This is a genomic window from Brevundimonas sp. SGAir0440 (assembly GCF_005484585.1).
Taxonomy (GTDB): domain Bacteria; phylum Pseudomonadota; class Alphaproteobacteria; order Caulobacterales; family Caulobacteraceae; genus Brevundimonas.
Map to the genome: position 1 here is coordinate 164,382 of NZ_CP039435.1, position 17,538 is coordinate 181,919.

16 protein-coding genes are annotated in these 17,538 nt (G+C 69.1%); 8 read left to right on the top strand and 8 right to left on the bottom strand.

Annotated elements, in window-relative coordinates:
- Nucleotides 1-59: 59 nt before the first annotated feature.
- The 3 genes from E7T10_RS00800 to E7T10_RS00810 all read left to right on the top strand — a co-directional run bounded on the left by E7T10_RS00800 (nt 60) and on the right by E7T10_RS00810 (nt 3,230).
- On the top strand, nt 60-410 hold the full coding sequence (locus E7T10_RS00800) for a glycine zipper domain-containing protein (protein WP_137720327.1): 351 nt from the start codon (nt 60-62) through the stop codon (nt 408-410).
- Between the two features lie 119 nt (nt 411-529).
- Entirely contained in the window at nt 530-970 is a 441-nt protein-coding gene (locus E7T10_RS00805) for an OmpA family protein (protein ID WP_210416126.1), read from the top strand.
- A gap of 85 nt (nt 971-1,055) precedes the next feature.
- Complete coding sequence (locus E7T10_RS00810) at nt 1,056-3,230, top strand: protein-disulfide reductase DsbD (protein ID WP_246846067.1); 2,175 nt, start codon at nt 1,056-1,058, stop codon at nt 3,228-3,230.
- 3 nt (nt 3,231-3,233) lie between these two features.
- Here the strand turns inward: E7T10_RS00810 and E7T10_RS00815 are convergent, their stop codons facing one another.
- The 4 genes from E7T10_RS00815 to mutM are packed head-to-tail and all read right to left on the bottom strand — an operon-like array spanning nt 3,234 to nt 6,355.
- Entirely contained in the window at nt 3,234-4,130 is an 897-nt protein-coding gene (locus E7T10_RS00815) for an alpha/beta fold hydrolase (protein WP_246846068.1), read from the bottom strand.
- A 51-nt stretch (nt 4,131-4,181) separates the two neighbouring features.
- The gene (locus E7T10_RS00820; RefSeq protein ID WP_137720329.1) at nt 4,182-4,970 is read right to left on the bottom strand and encodes an enoyl-CoA hydratase-related protein; all 789 of its coding nucleotides are present in this window, start codon (nt 4,968-4,970) and stop codon (nt 4,182-4,184) included.
- Between the two features lie 59 nt (nt 4,971-5,029).
- Nucleotides 5,030-5,473, bottom strand: a complete 444-nt coding sequence (locus E7T10_RS00825) for a hypothetical protein (RefSeq protein ID WP_137720330.1) — start codon at nt 5,471-5,473, stop codon at nt 5,030-5,032.
- Nucleotides 5,474-5,491: 18 nt separating this feature from the next.
- Complete coding sequence (mutM, locus tag E7T10_RS00830) at nt 5,492-6,355, bottom strand: bifunctional DNA-formamidopyrimidine glycosylase/DNA-(apurinic or apyrimidinic site) lyase (RefSeq protein WP_137720331.1); 864 nt, start codon at nt 6,353-6,355, stop codon at nt 5,492-5,494.
- A gap of 120 nt (nt 6,356-6,475) precedes the next feature.
- On the opposite strand from mutM, the gene E7T10_RS00835 reads away from it, so the two are divergent.
- Nucleotides 6,476-8,527, top strand: coding sequence for an OPT family oligopeptide transporter (locus tag E7T10_RS00835; RefSeq protein ID WP_137720332.1), 2,052 nt, complete (start codon nt 6,476-6,478; stop codon nt 8,525-8,527).
- Between the two features lie 53 nt (nt 8,528-8,580).
- On the opposite strand, the gene ubiG is transcribed toward E7T10_RS00835, so the two are convergent.
- The gene (gene ubiG / locus E7T10_RS00840) at nt 8,581-9,402 is read right to left on the bottom strand and encodes a bifunctional 2-polyprenyl-6-hydroxyphenol methylase/3-demethylubiquinol 3-O-methyltransferase UbiG (RefSeq protein ID WP_137720333.1); all 822 of its coding nucleotides are present in this window, start codon (nt 9,400-9,402) and stop codon (nt 8,581-8,583) included.
- Nucleotides 9,403-9,458: 56 nt separating this feature from the next.
- Between ubiG and E7T10_RS00845 the strand changes: the two genes are divergently transcribed.
- The 4 genes from E7T10_RS00845 (at nt 9,459) to ispG (ending at nt 15,455) form a co-directional block, all read left to right on the top strand.
- Nucleotides 9,459-10,733, top strand: coding sequence for an aspartate kinase (locus E7T10_RS00845; RefSeq protein WP_137720334.1), 1,275 nt, complete (start codon nt 9,459-9,461; stop codon nt 10,731-10,733).
- 62 nt (nt 10,734-10,795) lie between these two features.
- Nucleotides 10,796-13,054, top strand: a complete 2,259-nt coding sequence (gene ptsP, locus E7T10_RS00850; protein ID WP_371275846.1) for a phosphoenolpyruvate--protein phosphotransferase — start codon at nt 10,796-10,798, stop codon at nt 13,052-13,054.
- Between the two features lie 112 nt (nt 13,055-13,166).
- A complete protein-coding gene (locus E7T10_RS00855; RefSeq protein WP_210416127.1) occupies nt 13,167-14,270 on the top strand; it encodes a RodZ family helix-turn-helix domain-containing protein in 1,104 nt (367 codons plus the stop codon).
- A gap of 48 nt (nt 14,271-14,318) precedes the next feature.
- The gene (gene ispG / locus E7T10_RS00860; protein WP_137720336.1) at nt 14,319-15,455 is read left to right on the top strand and encodes a flavodoxin-dependent (E)-4-hydroxy-3-methylbut-2-enyl-diphosphate synthase; all 1,137 of its coding nucleotides are present in this window, start codon (nt 14,319-14,321) and stop codon (nt 15,453-15,455) included.
- Between the two features lie 102 nt (nt 15,456-15,557).
- Here the strand turns inward: ispG and E7T10_RS00865 are convergent, their stop codons facing one another.
- From E7T10_RS00865 to E7T10_RS00875, 3 genes are read right to left on the bottom strand one after another with little or no spacing between them, the layout of a single operon-like run.
- Nucleotides 15,558-16,334, bottom strand: coding sequence for a sulfite exporter TauE/SafE family protein (locus E7T10_RS00865; RefSeq protein WP_137720337.1), 777 nt, complete (start codon nt 16,332-16,334; stop codon nt 15,558-15,560).
- A gap of 34 nt (nt 16,335-16,368) precedes the next feature.
- Nucleotides 16,369-16,809, bottom strand: a complete 441-nt coding sequence (locus tag E7T10_RS00870; protein WP_045809480.1) for an Rrf2 family transcriptional regulator — start codon at nt 16,807-16,809, stop codon at nt 16,369-16,371.
- A gap of 57 nt (nt 16,810-16,866) precedes the next feature.
- Nucleotides 16,867-17,472, bottom strand: coding sequence for a response regulator (locus E7T10_RS00875; RefSeq protein ID WP_137720338.1), 606 nt, complete (start codon nt 17,470-17,472; stop codon nt 16,867-16,869).
- Between the last annotated feature and the right edge of the window lie 66 nt (nt 17,473-17,538).

Consider the following 17,538-nt stretch of genomic DNA (forward strand, 5'->3'; position numbering starts at 1 on the left):
GCCGCGAGGACACGTTTGCTGCCCACAGGGGCCAACACCCAGGGACAAAGGAATTCATCATGAAAAAGGCGATTATCGCGATTGCCGGCGCCGGCCTGCTGGCTTCGGCCTGCGCCAGCGACCCGTACGGCTATAACAACGGCTCGAACGAAACCGTTCGCCAGGGCGCCATCGGCGCCGGCCTGGGCTCCGTCGCCGGCGCCATCATCGGTAACAACGTCGGCGGCGGCAACGCTGCGACCGGCGCCCTGATCGGCGGCGCCCTGGGCGGCACCGCCGGCGCCATCCGCGGCTCGAACCAGGACCGCAACAACCAGCAGCGTTATCGCGACAGCCAAGGTCGCTACTACTACTGCTACGACAACCGTCAGGACGAGTGCTACTGGGACAACGGTCAGCGCCGTTATTGATCGGTGATCAAATGCCGGTCGCGCAGATTTGCGACCGGCGTTAGGTTGAGGGGGCGGCCTGTCGGACGATGGGCCGCCTCTTTTGCGTAATGGGCCGGCCGAGCCGGAGGAGGGCTGAGATGAAGCGATCGATGGGTCTGGCTGTGGCGGCCGTGGGCGTGCTGGTGGCGTGCGCGCCGATGCCCAAGCGCGAGGCGCTGGTGGTGGGCGAATCTCTGTGCGCGCCGGGGCGTTTCGATATCTACTTCCTGGAGAACCAGGCGCGGCTGACCGAGCCGGCGGCGATGGTGCTGAAGGCGGCGGCGACCAAGGCGAAGGATTGCGACGTGCGCAAGGTGCGCGTGGTGGGCCTGGCCGACGCCACGGGGACGCCGGAAGCCAATCTGAACCTGTCGCAGCGGCGCGCCCGGACGGTCGTCGAGGCGCTGACCCAGGCGGGCATGCCGGCGCCGATCTTCGAGCTGAACGCCGCAGGCGACGCGGGCGCCACGACCGCAGCCGGCAATGACGAACCGCTGCGGCGCCGCGCGGAAGTGATCTACGAGGCCTATCCGCGCTGATCGACGCGGGGGCGGGCGCAGCGATGGCGCGGGGACGCGTGACGCATTAGGTTGCGGCGCTCCCCTCGCCTGCCGGAACACGCGTTTGCGCCTCTTCGCCCTTCTCCTCGGCCTGCTGTTCAATTTGACGGGCGTTTCGGCGACCGTCGCCCAGCCGGTGCAGAGCCAACCCACGGGCGTCGTCGCCTTCGGACCGCAGCGGACCGAGCGGATCGAGGCCGAACTGGTCCCTATGTCGCAATGGGTCGCGCCCGGTTCGACGACCGTGGTAGCGGTGCGCCAGAAGATCGCGCCCGGCTGGCACACCTATTGGCGCAATCCGGGCGACAGCGGCGGGGCGACCAGCCTGATCTGGACCCTGCCCGCCGGGGTGACCGCCGATCCGATCCTGTGGCCGCTGCCCAGCCGCCAGCGGCTGATAAGCCTGATGAACTATGGCTATTCGGGCGCGGTGCTCTTGCCCGTGCCGATCCATGTGCCGCCGACGGCGCGGCCGGGCGAAGTGCTGACCCTGACGACGGATGTGCTGTTTCTGGTGTGCAGCGACCAGATGTGCGTGCCCGAGCCGATGACCCTGTCGCTGGCCCTGCCGGTGCGCGAGGGCGCAGCGCCGCTGGCCAAGCCCTGGGGTGAGGAGATCGAGCGGCTGGTCGAAACCGCGCCACGCCCGGCCGGGATCGAGGCGCGCGTCACGCGTCAGGGCGGCCAGCTGATCCTGACCGCGACCGGCGGGCCGCTATCTGGCGACCAGGCGGGCGCCGACATCAGCCAGGTCTATTTCTATCCTTTCGACGGCGGGCGGATCGACCATGCGGCGGCCCAGTCGGGCCAGCGGGGTCCGAACGGCCTGACCCTAACGCTGACGGCCGGCAAGGACACGGCAACGACGGCGCTGAGCGGCGTCCTGGCGACCGACAAGGGCGCGTGGGAGATCACGGCGGAGCCGGGCGCGCCTCTGGCGGGCGCCCAAGGCGGCGCGGCGCTGAAACCGCTGGACGAAACCACGGCGACGCCGACGAAGACCGGCGCTTGGGTCTTTCTTCAGGCGCTGGGCCTGGCGCTGTTGGGCGGGCTGGTGTTGAACCTGATGCCGTGCGTCTTCCCGGTTCTGGCGATGAAGGCGGCGTCCCTGTCGGCGGCGGCGCATGATCCGGCGCGGGCCCGGCGCGACGGCTTGGCCTTCACCGCCGGGGTGCTGGTCAGCTTCCTGGTTCTGGCCGGCGCCCTGCTGGCGTTGAGGGCGGCGGGTCAGGCGATCGGCTGGGGGTTCCAGCTTCAGTCGCCGGGCGTGGTTGCGGCCCTGGCCCTGGTCATGCTGCTCGTCGGGCTGAACCTATCGGGCGTCTTCCATGTCGGCGCCGGATTGCAGAACGCGGGGTCCGGCCCCCTATCGCGCCTGCCCGGTGCGGCAGGCGCCTTCTTCACCGGCGTTCTGGCCGTGGTCGTCGCAGCGCCCTGCACCGCGCCCTTCATGGCCGCAGCGCTCGGCGCGGCCTTGGTCCTGCCCTGGCCGATGGCGCTGGCCGTTTTCCTGATGCTGGGGCTGGGTCTGGCCCTGCCTTATCTGGCGATCAGCCTGTCGCCCGGCCTGTTATCGCGCCTGCCGCGCCCGGGCGTCTGGATGGAGCGGCTGAAGGGTCTGCTGGCCTTTCCCATGTATGGGGCCGCGCTGTGGCTGTTGTGGGTGTTTACGCGACAGGGCGGCGTCGACGCCTTGGGCCTGCTGCTGACGGCGGCGCTGCTGCTGGCCCTGGCGGCCTGGCTGACGGGTCTGGCGCAAGCGGCGCGCCAGCGTGATGAACGGCCGATCCTGACCACGATCTGCGCGGTCGTCGTCGGCGTTCTGGCGCTGGGCCTGGCAGGCGTTGCGGCGGGTGCGGCGCGAGACATGGATGCCGCGCCTCAAGGCGACAGCGGCCCGCTGGCCGCCCAGCCCTGGTCGGCGGCGGCGGTGAGTGCAGCGACCGCCTCGGGGCGACCCGTGCTGGTCAATCTGACCGCCGACTGGTGCGTGACGTGCAAGATCAACGAACGCGCGGCCCTGTCTTCGCCCCGTGTCGCAAAGGCGATGCGCGAGGCGAACGCCGCCTATCTGGTCGGTGACTGGACCCGGCGCGACGACGCCATCACCCGCGAGCTTCAGGCGCATGGGCGTTCGGGCGTGCCGCTGTATCTGCTGTATCGACCGGGCCGGGCTGAGCCGGAGATCCTGCCGCAGCTGTTGACCGAGGGCGTGGTCGTGGATGCGCTGAAGGATTGAGCGTCAGCTCAGGAACCGCTGCACCGCCGCCAGGAACCGCTGCGGCTGCTGCATCATCACCTGGTGCTCGGCGCCTTCGATCCGCTCGAACCGGGCCGTGCGCGGCAAGCCTTCGAAGCCGTAGCGATACAGGCCCTCCAGCCGGTTGCGAGGCGCGTCGGGATCGCGGGTCCAGCCATAGACGACGGTGACCGGGGCGGTGATCTCAGACAGGCGGGGGCGCAGATCGACGGTCAGGGCCTCATACAGGCCCTGGGCCAGGACGCGCCGATCGCCGCCCTGAAGCCCCAGCCCCTCGAACACCATGTCGCCGGCCAGACCCATGTCCACCCCAAAGGCCGCGACCTGGGACTTCAGCGCCTGATCGCCGAACAGCAGCAGGGCCTGATAGCCCAGCCGGGCCAGGGGCTCGACCTGATCCGATGTGGTGCGCGCGTCGATCAGGGACGGGAAGAAGGGCGAGGAATCGACCACCATGACGCGCCCGATCCGGTCGCCCATGTCGGCGGCGACGCGCAGGGCGATCTGGCCGCCCAGCGAATGGCCGATCACGGCGGGCCGGTCGATGCGCTGCTCGCGGATGTAGCGTTCGATCTCGCTGGCGGCGGGGCCGGCCAGACCGCCGCTGACATTGTCGCCGATCTGGGTCTCGCCAAAGCCGCGCAGGGTGACCAAATGCACCCGGTAGCGGTTATCGAGCCGATCCGCCGTCGAGCGCCAGGCCGAGCCGGTCGAACCCAGGCCGGGGATGAAGATGATGTCCGGCCCCCGCCCGCGCGTCTCGACGAGGATGCGGCTGGAGCTGAAGGCCGGAGCGGCCTGTAACTGCACCTTGGCCTGGACGGCGACCGGGGCGAGGACGAACAGGGTCGCAAGCAGCGAGGCGAAAAGGCGGATCATCATCCGCCCCTAACGCCCGATCACGGCGATCGGTTGACCCGCGCCTGCGACCTATCGCCCCTTGAACTCGGGCTTGCGCTTTTCGACGAAGGCGGACATGCCTTCCTTCTGGTCCTCGAAGGCGAACAGGGAGTGGAACAGGCGGCGTTCGAACTGGACGCCCTGGGTCAAGGTCGTCTCCAGCGCGGCGTTGACCATCTCCTTGTTGGCCATGATCGCCAGCGGGCTTTGCGAGGCGATCTTGGCGGCGATCTTGCGGGCTTCCTCCAGCAAAGTGTCGTGCGGGAAGACGCGCGAGGCCAGGCCGGCGCGTTCCGCTTCGGCCGCATCCATCATCCGGGCGGTCAGGACCATGTCCATGGCCTTGGACTTGCCCACCAGACGGGTCAGGCGCTGGGACCCGCCGATGCCCGGCGCGACGCCCAGGTTGATCTCGGGCTGGCCGAACTTCGCCTTGTCCGAGGCGACGATGAAATCGCACAGCATGGCCAGTTCGCAGCCGCCGCCGAGAGCGAAGCCGTTGACCGCAGCGATGATCGGCTTTCTGAACCGAGTGATGCGGTCGTGACCCAGGGCGAAATAGTTGCCCGTGTACATCTGGGCATAGGTCTGATCCGCCATCTCCTTGATGTCGGCGCCGGCGGCGAAAGCCTTTTCGCCCGCGCCGGTCAGGATCAGGCAGCGCACGCCGTCGTCATGCTCGACGCTGTCGAGAAAGTCGGCCAGATCCTTGAACAGGGCCGCGTTCAGGGCGTTCAGCGCCTCGGGCCGGTTCAGGGTCACCACCGCATAGCCGTCGGCGTGGCGTTCGATCAGCAGATTGGAATAGGCGTCGGCCATGGTCGGTCTCCTTTGACGGCGGTCATACAGGCGCGCGGCGGGGCTCGCCAGCGCAGGCGCTATCGTCGGGGCATCAGCGCCAGGGTCAAGGCGGCGCGGACCAGTTCGACCACGACGACCATGCCCAGCAGCAGATTGGCGGCGATCACCTGACCCCGCGCGCCCGACAGGTCCAAGGTCCAGCCGAAGACGGACGACAGGGCCAGCACCAGGGCCGAGAGCAGGACCAGGCCGACCAGCAGCATCAGGGCGACATGACCCGCCTTCAGCGCCGCCTGGAGCGTCGGCCCCTCGTCCAGCACGCGGGCGCGACGGCGCAACAGGCGCGCGATCAGGCCGGTGGCGGCGGCCTCGGCGACGGCGGCGACGACCAGGGCGGCGACGAACCACCAGATCAGGTCGCCGAGATCGCCGGCGCGCAAGCCCTGGACGAAGTGGACGAAATAGGCGCCCCAGACCAGGACGCCGACGATCAGACTGATCCACAGGTGGATTTTGCGCATGGGTCGGACCTCGAAGGCTTATCGCTTCTGGCAGGAGGGGCAGTAGAAGGTGGAGCGGCCGCCCTGAACGATGCGGGCGACCACGCCGGTGCATGTCTCACCACGGCAAGGCTCGCCCTCGCGGCCATAGACGTCGAACCGGTGCTGGAAATAGCCCTGGCCGCCCTCAGCGTTGGCGAAGTCGCGAAGTGTCGAGCCGCCCGCCGCGATGGCGTCGTTCAGGACGTTTCGAACCTCGGTCGCCAGACGCTCCAGCCGCGCCTTCGACACCGATCCGGCCGCGACCAGGGGCGAGATGCGGGCGCGGTACAGGGCCTCGCACACATAGATATTGCCCAGGCCGGCGACGATCCGCTGATCCAGCAGACTGACCTTGATATTCTGTGTCTTGCCGGCGAAGGCCTCGACCAGATGGGCGCCGGAAAAGCCGTTGCCCAGCGGCTCGGGCCCCAGGCCGGCGAACCAGGGATGGGTTTCGATCTGATCGCTGGAGATCAGACCCATGAAGCCGAACCGGCGCGCGTCGGCGTATCCGATGCGGGTCGCCGCCCCATCGCGGATGGCGCAGCCGCTGAAATGTTCGTGCTTGCCGGCGATCGGCGCCGCCTCCTCGAACTCGCCCAGCAGGGTTCCGTCCAGGGTGAACCGGCCGGTCATGCCCAGGTGGGTGATCCAGGTCTCGCCGGTGGACAAAGGCATCAGCAGATATTTGGCCCGCCGGTCGATCCGCAGGACCGTCGCCCCCTCCAGCCGTTCGACGAAGCGCTCGGGGAAGGGAAATCGCAGGTCGGGCCGGTTGATCCGGACCCGCGACAGCCGCGCGCCCTCCAGCACCGGCGTCAGGCCGCGTCGGACGGTTTCGACCTCGGGAAGTTCGGGCATGGCCCGGTCCTAGCCCGTCCGGGTCGCGGGGCCAAGCGGCGGGGGCCTCGCATCTGACCGCGACCAGTTGCCGCCTGCGACAGAATGCGCTTACGTCCGCGCAAACGTGGGACCTCGCATATGACAGACGCCGCCGCCGCCCCGAAGGGCCGGCTTGAACTGACGCTCCGCGCCCTGGTGCTGGGCTGCCTGCTGGCGGTGATCTTCACCGCCGCCAACACCTATCTGGGCCTGCTGGTCGGCCTGACCTTCGCCTCGGCCATTCCGGCGGCGGTGATCTCGATGGCGGTGCTGCGGGCGTTCCGCACCTCGACCATCTGGGAGAATATGACCGTCCAGACCGTGGCCTCGGTCGGCGGGGCCATGAGCTCGATCATCTTCGTCCTGCCGGGCCTGGTGATGATCGGCTGGTGGCTGGAGTTTCCGTTCTGGCAGTCGGTGGCGATCTGCATCCTGGGCGGCGTGCTGGGCGTGACCTTCTCGATCCCGCTGCGCCGGGCGCTGGTCACGGGCGGCGGCCTGCCCTACCCCGAAGGCGTCGCCGCCGCCGAGGTGCTGAAGGTCGGCTCGCGCGGGGCCGAACAGACCGAAAGCGCGGTGCGCGAGAACAAGTCGGGCCTGTGGGTCGTGGTCGCCGGCGCCGTGGTCTCGGCCGGTTACGCCCTGCTGGTCGCGGGTCGGGTCTTTGCGGGCGAGGCGGCCAAGTTCTTCAAACTGCCGGCCGCGCTGGGCGGCGGGGCCACGGGCATGGGCTTCGGCATGCAGTTCGCCCTGCTGGGCGCCGGGCATCTGATCGGCCTGACGGTCGGTTTGGCGCAGCTGTTCGGCCTGGTGCTGGCCTGGGCTGTCGCCGTGCCGATCCTGACCAGCCCGGATACCATCGCCTGGCTGACGGCGCACGGCATTCCGTCGATCGCCTCGAGCCTGCCCGCCGGCGTAGGCGCAGAGGAGCTGGCGACCACCGTCTGGGCGCGCGAGGTGCGGTTCATGGGCGCGGGCGTCATCGGCGTCGCCGCCATCTGGACCCTGATCAAACTGGCCGGTCCGCTGATCGGCGGCCTGACCTCGGCGCTGGCCGCCAACGCCAAACGCGCCCACGGCGAAGTGCTTGAGCGCACCGAACAGGATTTGCCGATCAAACTGGTCGGCGGGGTTTCGGTCGCCTGCCTGGTCGGCATCGCCGGCCTCCTGGCCTGGTTCGCCCAGAGCGCCCCGGCCCTGGCGGGATCGACGCCGCTCCTGGTGATCGGCGGCCTGGTCTATGTGGTGCTGATCGGTTTCGCCGTGGCGGCCATCTGCGGATACATGGCCGGTCTGATCGGCTCGTCGAACAGCCCCGTGTCGGGCGTCGGCATTCTGGCCATCGTCATCGCCTCGCTGCTGATGCTGGGCGTCATGGCCGTCGCCGGCGTGCCGGCCGATCCGTCGATCATCGCCTTCGCCCTGATCGTGACGGCGGTGGTCTTCACCGTCGCCGTCATCGCCAATGACAACCTTCAGGACCTGAAGACCGGCCAGTTGGTCGAGGCCACGCCGTGGCGTCAGCAGGTGGCGCTGATCGTCGGCGTCGGCGCCGGCGCCCTGGTGATCCCCTTCATCCTGAACCTGCTGAACCAGGCCTTCGGCTTCGAAGGCGGCCCGCCCGCCATCGTGGAAGGCGCCAAGACCCTGGCGGCGCCCCAGGCGACCCTGATCTCAGCCCTGGCGCGCGGCGTCATCGGCGGCGATCTGCGCTGGGACCTGATCGGTCTGGGCGCGGCGATCGGCGTGGTCATCATCGTGCTGGACGCGGTCGTGTCGAAAGCGACCAAGGGCAAGGTCAAGCTGCCGCCGCTGGCCGTCGGCATCGGCTTCTATCTGCCGGCTGCGGTCACCACCATGCTGGTCATCGGCGCCGTCGCCGGATGGATCTACGACAAGGCGGTCTCATCCACCCGCTACGCCGACGTGGCGCGTCGGATGGGCGTGCTGCTGGCCTCGGGCCTGATCGTGGGCGAAAGCCTGTTCGGCGTCTTCACCGCCGGGGTAATCGTGGCGACCAGGGACGACGCGCCCTTCGCCATGCTGCCCGAGGGTTCGGCCTGGCCGGCCATGCTGGCGGGCGTCGTCGGCTTCGCCGTCGCGGTGTTCGGCCTGTACGCCTGGACGCGCAGCCGGGCTTCGAAGGTCTAGCGACGAGGTTCAATCAGAAAGAAAGGCCGCCCTTCGGGGCGGCCTTTTGCATGTCAGGCGGCGCTTCGCGTGGCGACCATCATGTAGTTGATGCCCGCATCGTCGGTCTGGCTCCATCGGTCCTGAAGCGGGTCGTAGTTCAGGCCGTAGGGCCCCTCGACCGTCACTGGTTCGGCGGCCAGCATCGTGCGGATTTCCTCGGGCTTCAGGAACTGGCGCCAGTCGTGGGTGCCGGCCGGAACCCAGCGCAGGATGTATTCCGCCGCCACCTTGCCCAGGGCCAGCGACTTCAGCGTGCGGTTCAGGGTGGCGACCATCATCACCCCGCCCGGCCGGACCAGGCGCGAACAGGCGCGCACGAAGCCCTCGGGATCGGCGACGTGTTCGATCACCTCCATCGTCAGGACCACGTCGAACGGCCCCGCTCCTTCCGCCTCGATCTGTTCGACCGTGGCGGCGCGATAGGCGATGTCCAGGCCGACCATGTCGGCATGGGCGCGGGCCGTGCCGATGTTCTCGGACGAGGCGTCGATGGCGGTGACGTCAAAGCCCATTCTCCGCATCGGCTCGGCGATCAGTCCGCCGCCGCACCCCACGTCCAGCAGGGTCAGACCTTCGAAGGGCGCGCGCGCCTTGGAATCGCGGCCCAGCCGCGAGCAAAGCTGGTCGCGGATCAGCGCCAGCCGCGCCGGGTTGAAGCGGTGCAGCGGCGCGAACGGCCCGTGCGCGTCCCACCATTCGGCCGCCTGGGCCGAGAAGCGCGCCACGTCGGCGGGGTCGATCGATGCGCCGAACGCCGTTTCGGGCGAATTTTGCGAAAAACCATGCCCCTGTTGGGGTAGGCGAGACGGAGCGGCGCCGTTAGAAGCGGTCATGACGCGAGGGATGAACCTTCGCGCCCTTTCACGCAAGCAGGGGGCGGAACGCCACGATGACGCGGCCCGATACGACACGACTGGTGATGAAGTTCGGCGGCACCTCGATGGGCGACCTCGAACGCATTCGCCGTGCGGCGCGGATCGTCGCGGCCGAAGTGTCGGCGGGCAAACGGGTCGCCGTCGTCGTCTCCGCCATGGCGGGCAAGACCAACGAACTGGTCGCCTGGACCGACGGCGCCGGACCGGCCGCCGCGGGTCTGCCGCTCAGCGACGACGAATATGACGTGGTCGTCGCCTCGGGCGAACAGGTTACCTCGGGCCTGCTGGCCGCGACGCTGCGCAACATGGGCTTCAACGCGCGCTCGTGGATGGGCTGGCAGGTGCCGATCCTGACCGACGACGCCCACGCCCGCGCCCGCATCATCGACATCCCCGGCGAGAAGCTGGGCGCCGCCGTCGACGCCGGCGAGATCGCCATCGTGCCCGGCTTCCAGGGCGTGACGGCGGACGGCAAGATCACGACCCTGGGACGCGGCGGTTCGGACACCTCGGCGGTCGCCGTGGCGGCGGCCCTGGGCTGCCCCTGCGACATCTATACCGACGTGGACGGCGTCTATACGACCGACCCGCGTATCGAGAACCGCGCGCGCCGCCTGGCCAAGGTGTCCTACGAAGAGATGCTGGAAATGGCGTCCCTGGGCGCCAAGGTGCTGCAGACCCGCTCGGTCGAGCTGGCCATGGCCAAACAGGTGCCGGTCCGCGTCCTTTCAAGCTTTATCGAACCTGACGCGAATGGCGTCATGCCCGACAAGGGTGGAACCCTGATCTGCGACGAGGAGGAGATCGTGGAAAAACGTATCGTGTCCGGTGTGACCATGAGCCGTGACGAGGCCCGCATCACCCTGCTGGGCCTGTCCGACCGGGTGGACGCGCCCGCCGACGTCTTCACGCGCCTGGCCGAAGCCAACGTCAACGTCGACATGATCGTGCAGAGCCAGTCGCGCACCGCCGGAACCGTCAACCTGACCTTCACGACCGGGCGTCGCGACGCCGTGCGCGCCGCCGACCTGATGACCGCCGCCAAGGAGCAGCTCGGCTTCGAGGAAATCCGCGTCGACGAGGACGTGGCCAAGGTTTCGGTCGTCGGCGTGGGCATGCGCAGCCATGCGGGCGTCGCCCAGACCATGTTCAAGGCCCTGGCCGACAAGGGCGTGAAGTTCCAGGCGATCTCGACCTCCGAGATCAAGATCAGCGTGCTGATCGACGCCGCCTACGCCGAGCTGGCCGTTCGCGCCCTGCATTCGGCATATGGGCTAGACGCGGTATAGGGTGATTTCAGAAGGCGCCTAGGCGCCGGGGCGCGGGAGACATGATGCCGGCAGGCGGCGCGATGACCAGAGGACCCCGGATCCTCCTGCGCCAGATCCGCGAGGCTCTGGGCGGGGCCGGCGCGGGCGTGACGCCGGCGCAGGACCGGTTGAACATGGTCGTCAAGATCATCGCCCGGTCCATGGTCGCCGAGGTCTGCTCGATCTATCTGCGTCGCGCGTCGGGCGAGCTGGAGCTGTTCGCCACCGAGGGTCTGAACCCCGACGCCGTGCACAACACCCGGCTGCGGCCCGGCGAGGGCCTGGTGGGCGAAGTGGCGCGGATGGCCCAGCCCATCAGCCTGTCGGACGCCCCGTCGCACCCGTCCTTCTCCTATCGTCCCGAGACGGGCGAAGACCCCTATCACGCCTTCCTGGGCGCCCCGCTGCTGCGCGGCGGTCGGGCCATCGGCGTCCTGGTCGTTCAAAACCGCACTGAGCGGCGCTATGACGAGGAAGAGGTCGAGGACATCCAGACCATCGCCATGGTCCTGTCCGAAACCGTGTCGTCGGGCGAACTGTTGGCGCTGGACGAGTTGCGCGACGTGGAGCTGGCGCCGCACCGGCCCGAACGGCTGAAGGGTCAGAAGTTCGCCGACGGCCTGGCCTTCGGCCATGTGGTTCTGCACGAGGCGCCGCTGGCGCCCGAACGCCTGCTATCCGACGACCCGGCGATGGAGGAGGCGCGGCTGAAGCTGGCGCTGGCTACGCTGAAGAGCGGCCTGGACGTCATGCTGGACAAGGGCCAAGGCCTGGCCGGTCCGTCGTTCGAGGTTCTGGAAACCTATCGGATGTTCGCCGACGACCGGGGCTGGAACCGGTCGCTGGAAGAGGCGGTGCGGAACGGTCTGACGGCCGAGGCGGCGGTGGACCGGGTCAGAAACGAACACCGCGCCCGCTTCGCCCAGGCGCGCGACCCCTATATCCGCGAGCGGCTTCACGACTTCGAGGACCTGGCCAACCGGCTGCTGCGGGTGCTGGCGGGCGACAAGCCGGGCGAGCGCGAACTGCCTGACGATGCCATTCTGGTGGCGCGAAACCTGGGCCCCGCCGACCTCTTGGAATATCCGCGCGACAAGCTGAAGGGGCTGTTGCTGGAAGAGGGCTCGGCCGCCAGCCACGCCGCCATCGTCGCCCGCGCGCTGCAGATCCCGTGCGTCGGGCGCCTGATGGGCCTGCGCGACCGGCTGTCCGAAGGCGACATGGTCATCGCCGACGGCGAGACCGGCGAGACCTATCTGCGTCCCCGCCCCGACATGCTGGAGGCGGTGCAGTCACGCATGGCCGTGCGCGAACAGCGCCAGGCCGAGTTCGCCCAGCTGCGCGACGTGCCGGCCGTGACCCTGGACGGTCAGCGGATCACGGTCCTGACCAACGCCGGGCTGGCGGTCGATCTGGAAAACATGATCGAGACGGGCGCCGAGGGCATCGGCCTGTTCAGGACCGAGTTCCAGTTCATGGTCTCGGACGAACTGCCCCGGCTGGACGCCCAGACGGCGCTCTACAAGCTGGTGCTGGACGCAGCGGGCGACAAGCCCGTGACCTTCCGCACCCTGGACATCGGCGGCGACAAGGTCCTGCCGTATCTGGAAGCCGAGCGCGAAGAGAACCCCGCGCTGGGCCGTCGCGCCATTCGCCTGGGGCTGGACCGGCCGTCGTTGCTGCGGATGCAGCTTCGGGCGCTGCTGGCGGCGGGGGCCGGGCGCGAGCTGCGCGTCATGTTCCCGATGATCGCCACGGTGGACGAGTTCCGGGCCGCGCGCGAGCTGGTGGATATCGAATGCGCCTGGGCGCGGCGTCGCGGGCGCGCCTTGCCCGCCCTGCTGCGCGTCGGGGCGATGGTCGAATGCCCGTCGCTGCTGTGGCATCTGGACGCCCTGCTGCCGCTGACGGATTTCGTCTCCATCGGCACCAACGACCTGTTCCAGTACATGTATGCGGCCGACCGGACCAATCCGCTGGTGTCGGACCGCTATGACCCTCTGTCGCCGCCGACCCTGCGGGCGCTCCAGACCATCCAGAAGGCCTGCGCCGACACCGGCACGCCGGTCTCGATCTGCGGCGAGCTGGCGGGACGGCCGCTGGAGGCCTTCGCCCTGATCGTGCTGGGCTTCACCCGACTGTCGGCGCCGGCGGGCGGTGTCGGGCCGGTCAAGCGGATGATCCTGTCGGCGGACCTGAATGCGGCCCGGCGCGGCATGGCCAATCTGCTGAACCTGTCCACCGGCTCGGTCCGGAACGAGATCGAATCCCTGGCGCGCAAGCTGAACGTCGCGGTCTGATCGCAGGTTTTTGGACGCACGGGCGGCGTTGCTGGTCGGCGCGCAATCGTCTATCTCGGGCCCTGTGAACGGCGCATCGGCGCTGTGTTTCCCGGACATGGGGTCAGGCGTCATGGCGCGGAATGCGGGGGTCGCCCCCGAGGCGATCGAAAGCCTTGCTGACCGGCCGGATCCGACGGCCGCCTTCGTCGACGCCGCGACCCTGGGCGACGGTTTTCGCGCCGCCCGCGAGCGATCGGGCAAGTCCCCGGCCGAACTGGCCGCCGAGACCAAGGTGCATCGTCGGTTCCTGACCGCCCTAGAGCAAAACGACTGGTCGTCCCTGCCCTCGCGCGTCTTCGCCCTGGGCTATGTCCGGGCCTACGCCTCGGCCCTGGCGCTGGACGAACAGACCGCCGTCGAGCGGTTCAAGCGCGAGAGCCCGGACACCTCCGTACCGCTGAAGGCGCCCATCGGCATCGCCTTCGAGGACGTGAAACGCCATTCGCCACGCATCGTCGCCGGCATCGCCGCCGTGGTGGTCGCCGTCATCGGCTGGAACGTGTTCCAGCGCGCCAGCCTGCATCGGACCGCCCATCCGTCCGATATCGCCGCCGTGCCCAAGGCCTGGACCGGGGCGGCCGATCCCGATCCGCAGGTCGCGCTCAGCGCGCCCATGTCCGCCCCGCCCGACCAGACGACGCCGGCGCTGTACATCACACCAGGGCTGGAGGCCGAACTGACCGGGGTCGATCCGACCGATCCGGCCGTGATCGCCGCCGCCGCCAATCCGGAGCCGGTGCAGAAGGCGTTCAACCCGCGCGGGGCGGTCTATGGCGCCTCGGCCAACGCCTCGATGGTGGTGATCCAGGCCAAGACGGCGGGCGCCCTGGTCGTGCGGCTGGGCGACGGTCAGGCCCTGTTCGCGCGCCAGATGGCGCCGGGCGAGGCCTGGCGCGCGCCCATCGGCGTGGCGGCGACGGTGGACGTGTCCGACCCGGCCGCCTTCGACGTCTTCCTAAATGGCGAATACGGCGGACCGCTGGCCGGCGTGCTGACGCCGCTGGCCCAGTTGAACAGCCGTGCGGACCAGGCGGCCAAGGCTCTGGCCGCCACGCAAGCGCGCGCCCAGGCCCAGGCCCAGGCCGCTCAGGCCCGGACCCAGGCGACCGCGACGTCAGGGGCGACGCCCTCCCCCGCGCCCGCGTCCTCTTCACCCGCCCCTGCGCCGAACTGATGCGTCGGCCGTGGTCCCGCCGTCATCATCGGCCTATATGATGATCCCATGAGCGATCACACGCACGTCCGACCCTGGCGCCACATCGAGCGTCGCAAGAGCCGCCAGATCCGCGTCGGCTCCGTTCTGGTGGGCGGCGACGCCCCGATCAGCGTCCAGTCGATGACCAATACGCCGACGACGGATGCGGCCGCGACGATCGACCAGATCCGCCAATTGGAAGAGGCCGGCGCCGATATCGTGCGCGTCTCCTGCCCCGACGTGGAATCGACCGCCGCCTTCAAGACCATTGTGCGCGAGGCCAAGGTCCCCTTGGTCGCCGACATCCACTTCCACTACAAGCGCGGCATCGAGGCGGCCGAGGCGGGCGCCGCCTGCCTGCGCATCAATCCGGGCAACATCGGTTCGGCCGACCGCGTCCGCGACGTGATCAAGGCGGCCAAGGACAACGGCTGCTCCATGCGGATCGGCGTCAACGCCGGTTCGCTGGAAAAGGAACTGCTGGAAAAATACGGCGAGCCCTGCCCCGACGCCATGGTCGAGAGCGCCCTCAACCACGCGCGCATCCTTCAGGACCACGACTTCCACGAGTTCAAGATCTCGGTGAAGGCGTCCGATCCCTTCCTGACCGTCGCCGCCTATCAGCAGCTGGCCGAGGCGATCGACTGCCCGCTCCATCTGGGCGTGACCGAGGCAGGTCCGTTGCGCACCGGCACGATCAAGTCCGCCATCGGCCTGGGGTCGATGCTGTGGGCCGGGATCGGAGACACCATCCGCGTGTCGCTGGCCGCCGATCCGGTCGAGGAGATCAAGGTCGGCTTCGACATCCTGAAGTCGCTGGGTCTGCGCCACCGGGGGGTCAACATCATCGCCTGCCCGTCCTGCGCGCGTCAGGGCTTCAACGTCATCGAGACGGTGGCGGTGCTGGAAGAGAAGCTGGCCCATATCTCGACGCCGATGAGCCTGTCGGTGATCGGCTGCGTCGTGAACGGACCGGGCGAAGCGCTCTATACCGACATCGGCTTCACCGGCGGCGGCAAGGGCGCGGGCATGATCTATCTGAACGGCAAGATCGCCCACAAACAGGCCAACGACGGCATGATCGACCACATCGTCGATCTGGTCGAACAGAAGGCCGCCGAACTGGACGCCGCCCGCGCGGCGGCGCTTCAGGCGGCGGAGTAGGCTGCGGAAGCCGCTTGTGCAGGGTGGCGATGCCGGCGGTATTCGGAAATCAGAGTCGAAGTCGGATTGGCGGCGGGTGCGAACCCGCCGCCGTTTTGCGTTTCAGATCACTTTGAACAGACGCAGGGCCTGATAGCCGGCGGACAGGAGCACCACGGCGCCGACGCCGTAGGTGAGAGCGCGGCGCGGGGCGATGCGGGCGATGACGCCGGCGAAGGGGGCGGCGATCAGGCCGCCGAGAATCAGGCCCAGCACCGCCATGGCGTGGGTGGAGAAGCCCTCGGCCTCCTGCCAGTGGCCGGTCAGCAGGGCGACCAGGAAGGTCGCGGAAATGGCGGAGGTGACGAAGAACTCCGCCGTATTGGTGGTGCCGATCGAGACGCGCGGATCCTGGCCCGTGCCGACCAGGGTGGTGGTGACCGTGGGTCCCCAGCCGCCGCCGCCGATGGCGTCGAAGAAGCCGCCGACCAGACCCAAGGGGCCGGCGAACTTGCGCGGGAAGATCCGCTCGCGCGTCTGACGCGTGGCGCGCCAGATGATCACGACGCCCATGATGGCCAGATAGGTGGTGATGAAGGGCTTGAGCAGATCGCCGTCGATGCTGGTCAGGACGAAGGCGCCGAAGCCGCCGCCGACGACGCCGCCGAGCGCCAGCGGCACGAACAGTTTCCAGTTCACGTTCTTGTTGACCGTATGCGACCCGGCCGAGGCCGCCGTGGTGAAGACCTCGGCGGCATGGACGCTGGCGGACGCCGTCGCGGGCGGCACGCCAAACGACAGCAGGACGGTGGAGGAAATCACGCCATAGGCCATGCCCAGCGCCCCATCCACGATCTGGGCCAGAAATCCGACGGCGAGGAAGAGCAGGAAATCTTGCATGGCGGCCTCTGCAATAGGGGGCGAACGGTGCGGGCTATTTCCCTAGTCGGTCAATAGGAGAAGAAGTGACGGCGGCTTGCAGAAGGGTTCGCGCCTCGAAGACGGCGGCGATCGCGTCGCGCCCGTCCTGAAGCACAGGCTGCAACGGACAGGTCTCGACATCCGGGCAGGTTTCGCATGGACCATAGGCGGTGCGCGAGGCGCAGGGCGCGAGGGCCAGCGGGCCTTCCAGCGCGCGGATGACATCGGCGAAGCTGATGGCGTCGGCGGGCGCGCCCAGCGCATAGCCGCCCGCCCTGCCCCGCTTCGAGGCCAGCAGACCCCGACGGCGCAGATCCAGCAGAATGGCCTCCAGGAACTTTCGCGGAGCCGCCGCCGCCTCGGCAATCTCGGCGATGGTTGCGGGACCACCGTCCGGCAGACCGGCCAGATGCACCATGGCGCGCAGAGCATAGCGAGACCGGTTCGACAGCATGATCCGTGATCGCCCGGCTGAGCCGCCGACGCAAGCTGGGGGAACTCGATCCGGCCCTCAGGCGAGGCGCGCCACCGCCTCCAGAATCTGCGCGCCGTTATAGGGTTTCAGCACCAGGGCCTCGGCCATGTCCGCATTCTTCGCGGCGGCGGCGACATCGCCGGAGATGAAGATGACCCGTACGGCCCAGCGATCCGTCAGGACGCGGGCCAGTTCCACCCCGGTCATCTCGCCCGACAGATTGATGTCCAGCAAGGCCGCATCGATGCTGTGCAGCGCAGCGGCGGCCTCGGCGGCGGCGGCGCTGTGGAACGGGCCGACGACATTGTGACCCGCCTCGGTCAACAGTTCGGTCAGCGAGGCGGCGGCGTCGGGATCGTCCTCGACCACCAGCAGGGTCAGGGCCTCGACCTCGGCCGGCGCCGTGGCGTCAAGCGGCGCCTGGCGCGTGATCACGGCGCGAAGGTCGCGCCAGACATCGGTCGAGGGGCGGTCGGTGTCCAGATCATAGATGGCGGCCATGGCCTTCAGTTCGCGGGCATCCTCGGGCGACAGGTCGCCGCCGGTCTCGGCCAGACGGCTGTCGTACAGGCGGCACAGGCGATCGACGCTTTCGGCGACCTCGGCGGCGTCGGGATGCGACGGGGGCGGGCGATCGAACATGGCGTCCTCCTTAAGGTTGTTCGATCTCAACTAATGGCTTCAAGCCGATTGCGTCACCGCGACTGA

Coding starts and splice junctions, on each gene's coding strand:
- E7T10_RS00805 (WP_210416126.1), top strand. CDS start 530: ATGAAGCGATCGATGGGTCTGGCTGTGGCGGCCGTGGGCGTGCTGGTG.
- E7T10_RS00820 (WP_137720329.1), bottom strand. CDS start 4,970: ATGGCCGACGCCTATTCCAATCTGCTGATCGAACGCCACGCCGACGGC.
- ptsP (WP_371275846.1), top strand. CDS start 10,796: ATGACCAGAGGACCCCGGATCCTCCTGCGCCAGATCCGCGAGGCTCTG.
- E7T10_RS00865 (WP_137720337.1), bottom strand. CDS start 16,334: ATGCAAGATTTCCTGCTCTTCCTCGCCGTCGGATTTCTGGCCCAGATC.
- E7T10_RS00875 (WP_137720338.1), bottom strand. CDS start 17,472: ATGTTCGATCGCCCGCCCCCGTCGCATCCCGACGCCGCCGAGGTCGCC.
- ispG (WP_137720336.1), top strand. CDS start 14,319: ATGAGCGATCACACGCACGTCCGACCCTGGCGCCACATCGAGCGTCGC.
- E7T10_RS00815 (WP_246846068.1), bottom strand. CDS start 4,130: ATGATCCGCCTTTTCGCCTCGCTGCTTGCGACCCTGTTCGTCCTCGCC.
- mutM (WP_137720331.1), bottom strand. CDS start 6,355: ATGCCCGAACTTCCCGAGGTCGAAACCGTCCGACGCGGCCTGACGCCG.
- E7T10_RS00855 (WP_210416127.1), top strand. CDS start 13,167: ATGGCGCGGAATGCGGGGGTCGCCCCCGAGGCGATCGAAAGCCTTGCT.
- E7T10_RS00800 (WP_137720327.1), top strand. CDS start 60: ATGAAAAAGGCGATTATCGCGATTGCCGGCGCCGGCCTGCTGGCTTCG.
- E7T10_RS00825 (WP_137720330.1), bottom strand. CDS start 5,473: ATGCGCAAAATCCACCTGTGGATCAGTCTGATCGTCGGCGTCCTGGTC.
- ubiG (WP_137720333.1), bottom strand. CDS start 9,402: ATGACCGCTTCTAACGGCGCCGCTCCGTCTCGCCTACCCCAACAGGGG.
- E7T10_RS00870 (WP_045809480.1), bottom strand. CDS start 16,809: ATGCTGTCGAACCGGTCTCGCTATGCTCTGCGCGCCATGGTGCATCTG.
- E7T10_RS00835 (WP_137720332.1), top strand. CDS start 6,476: ATGACAGACGCCGCCGCCGCCCCGAAGGGCCGGCTTGAACTGACGCTC.
- E7T10_RS00845 (WP_137720334.1), top strand. CDS start 9,459: ATGACGCGGCCCGATACGACACGACTGGTGATGAAGTTCGGCGGCACC.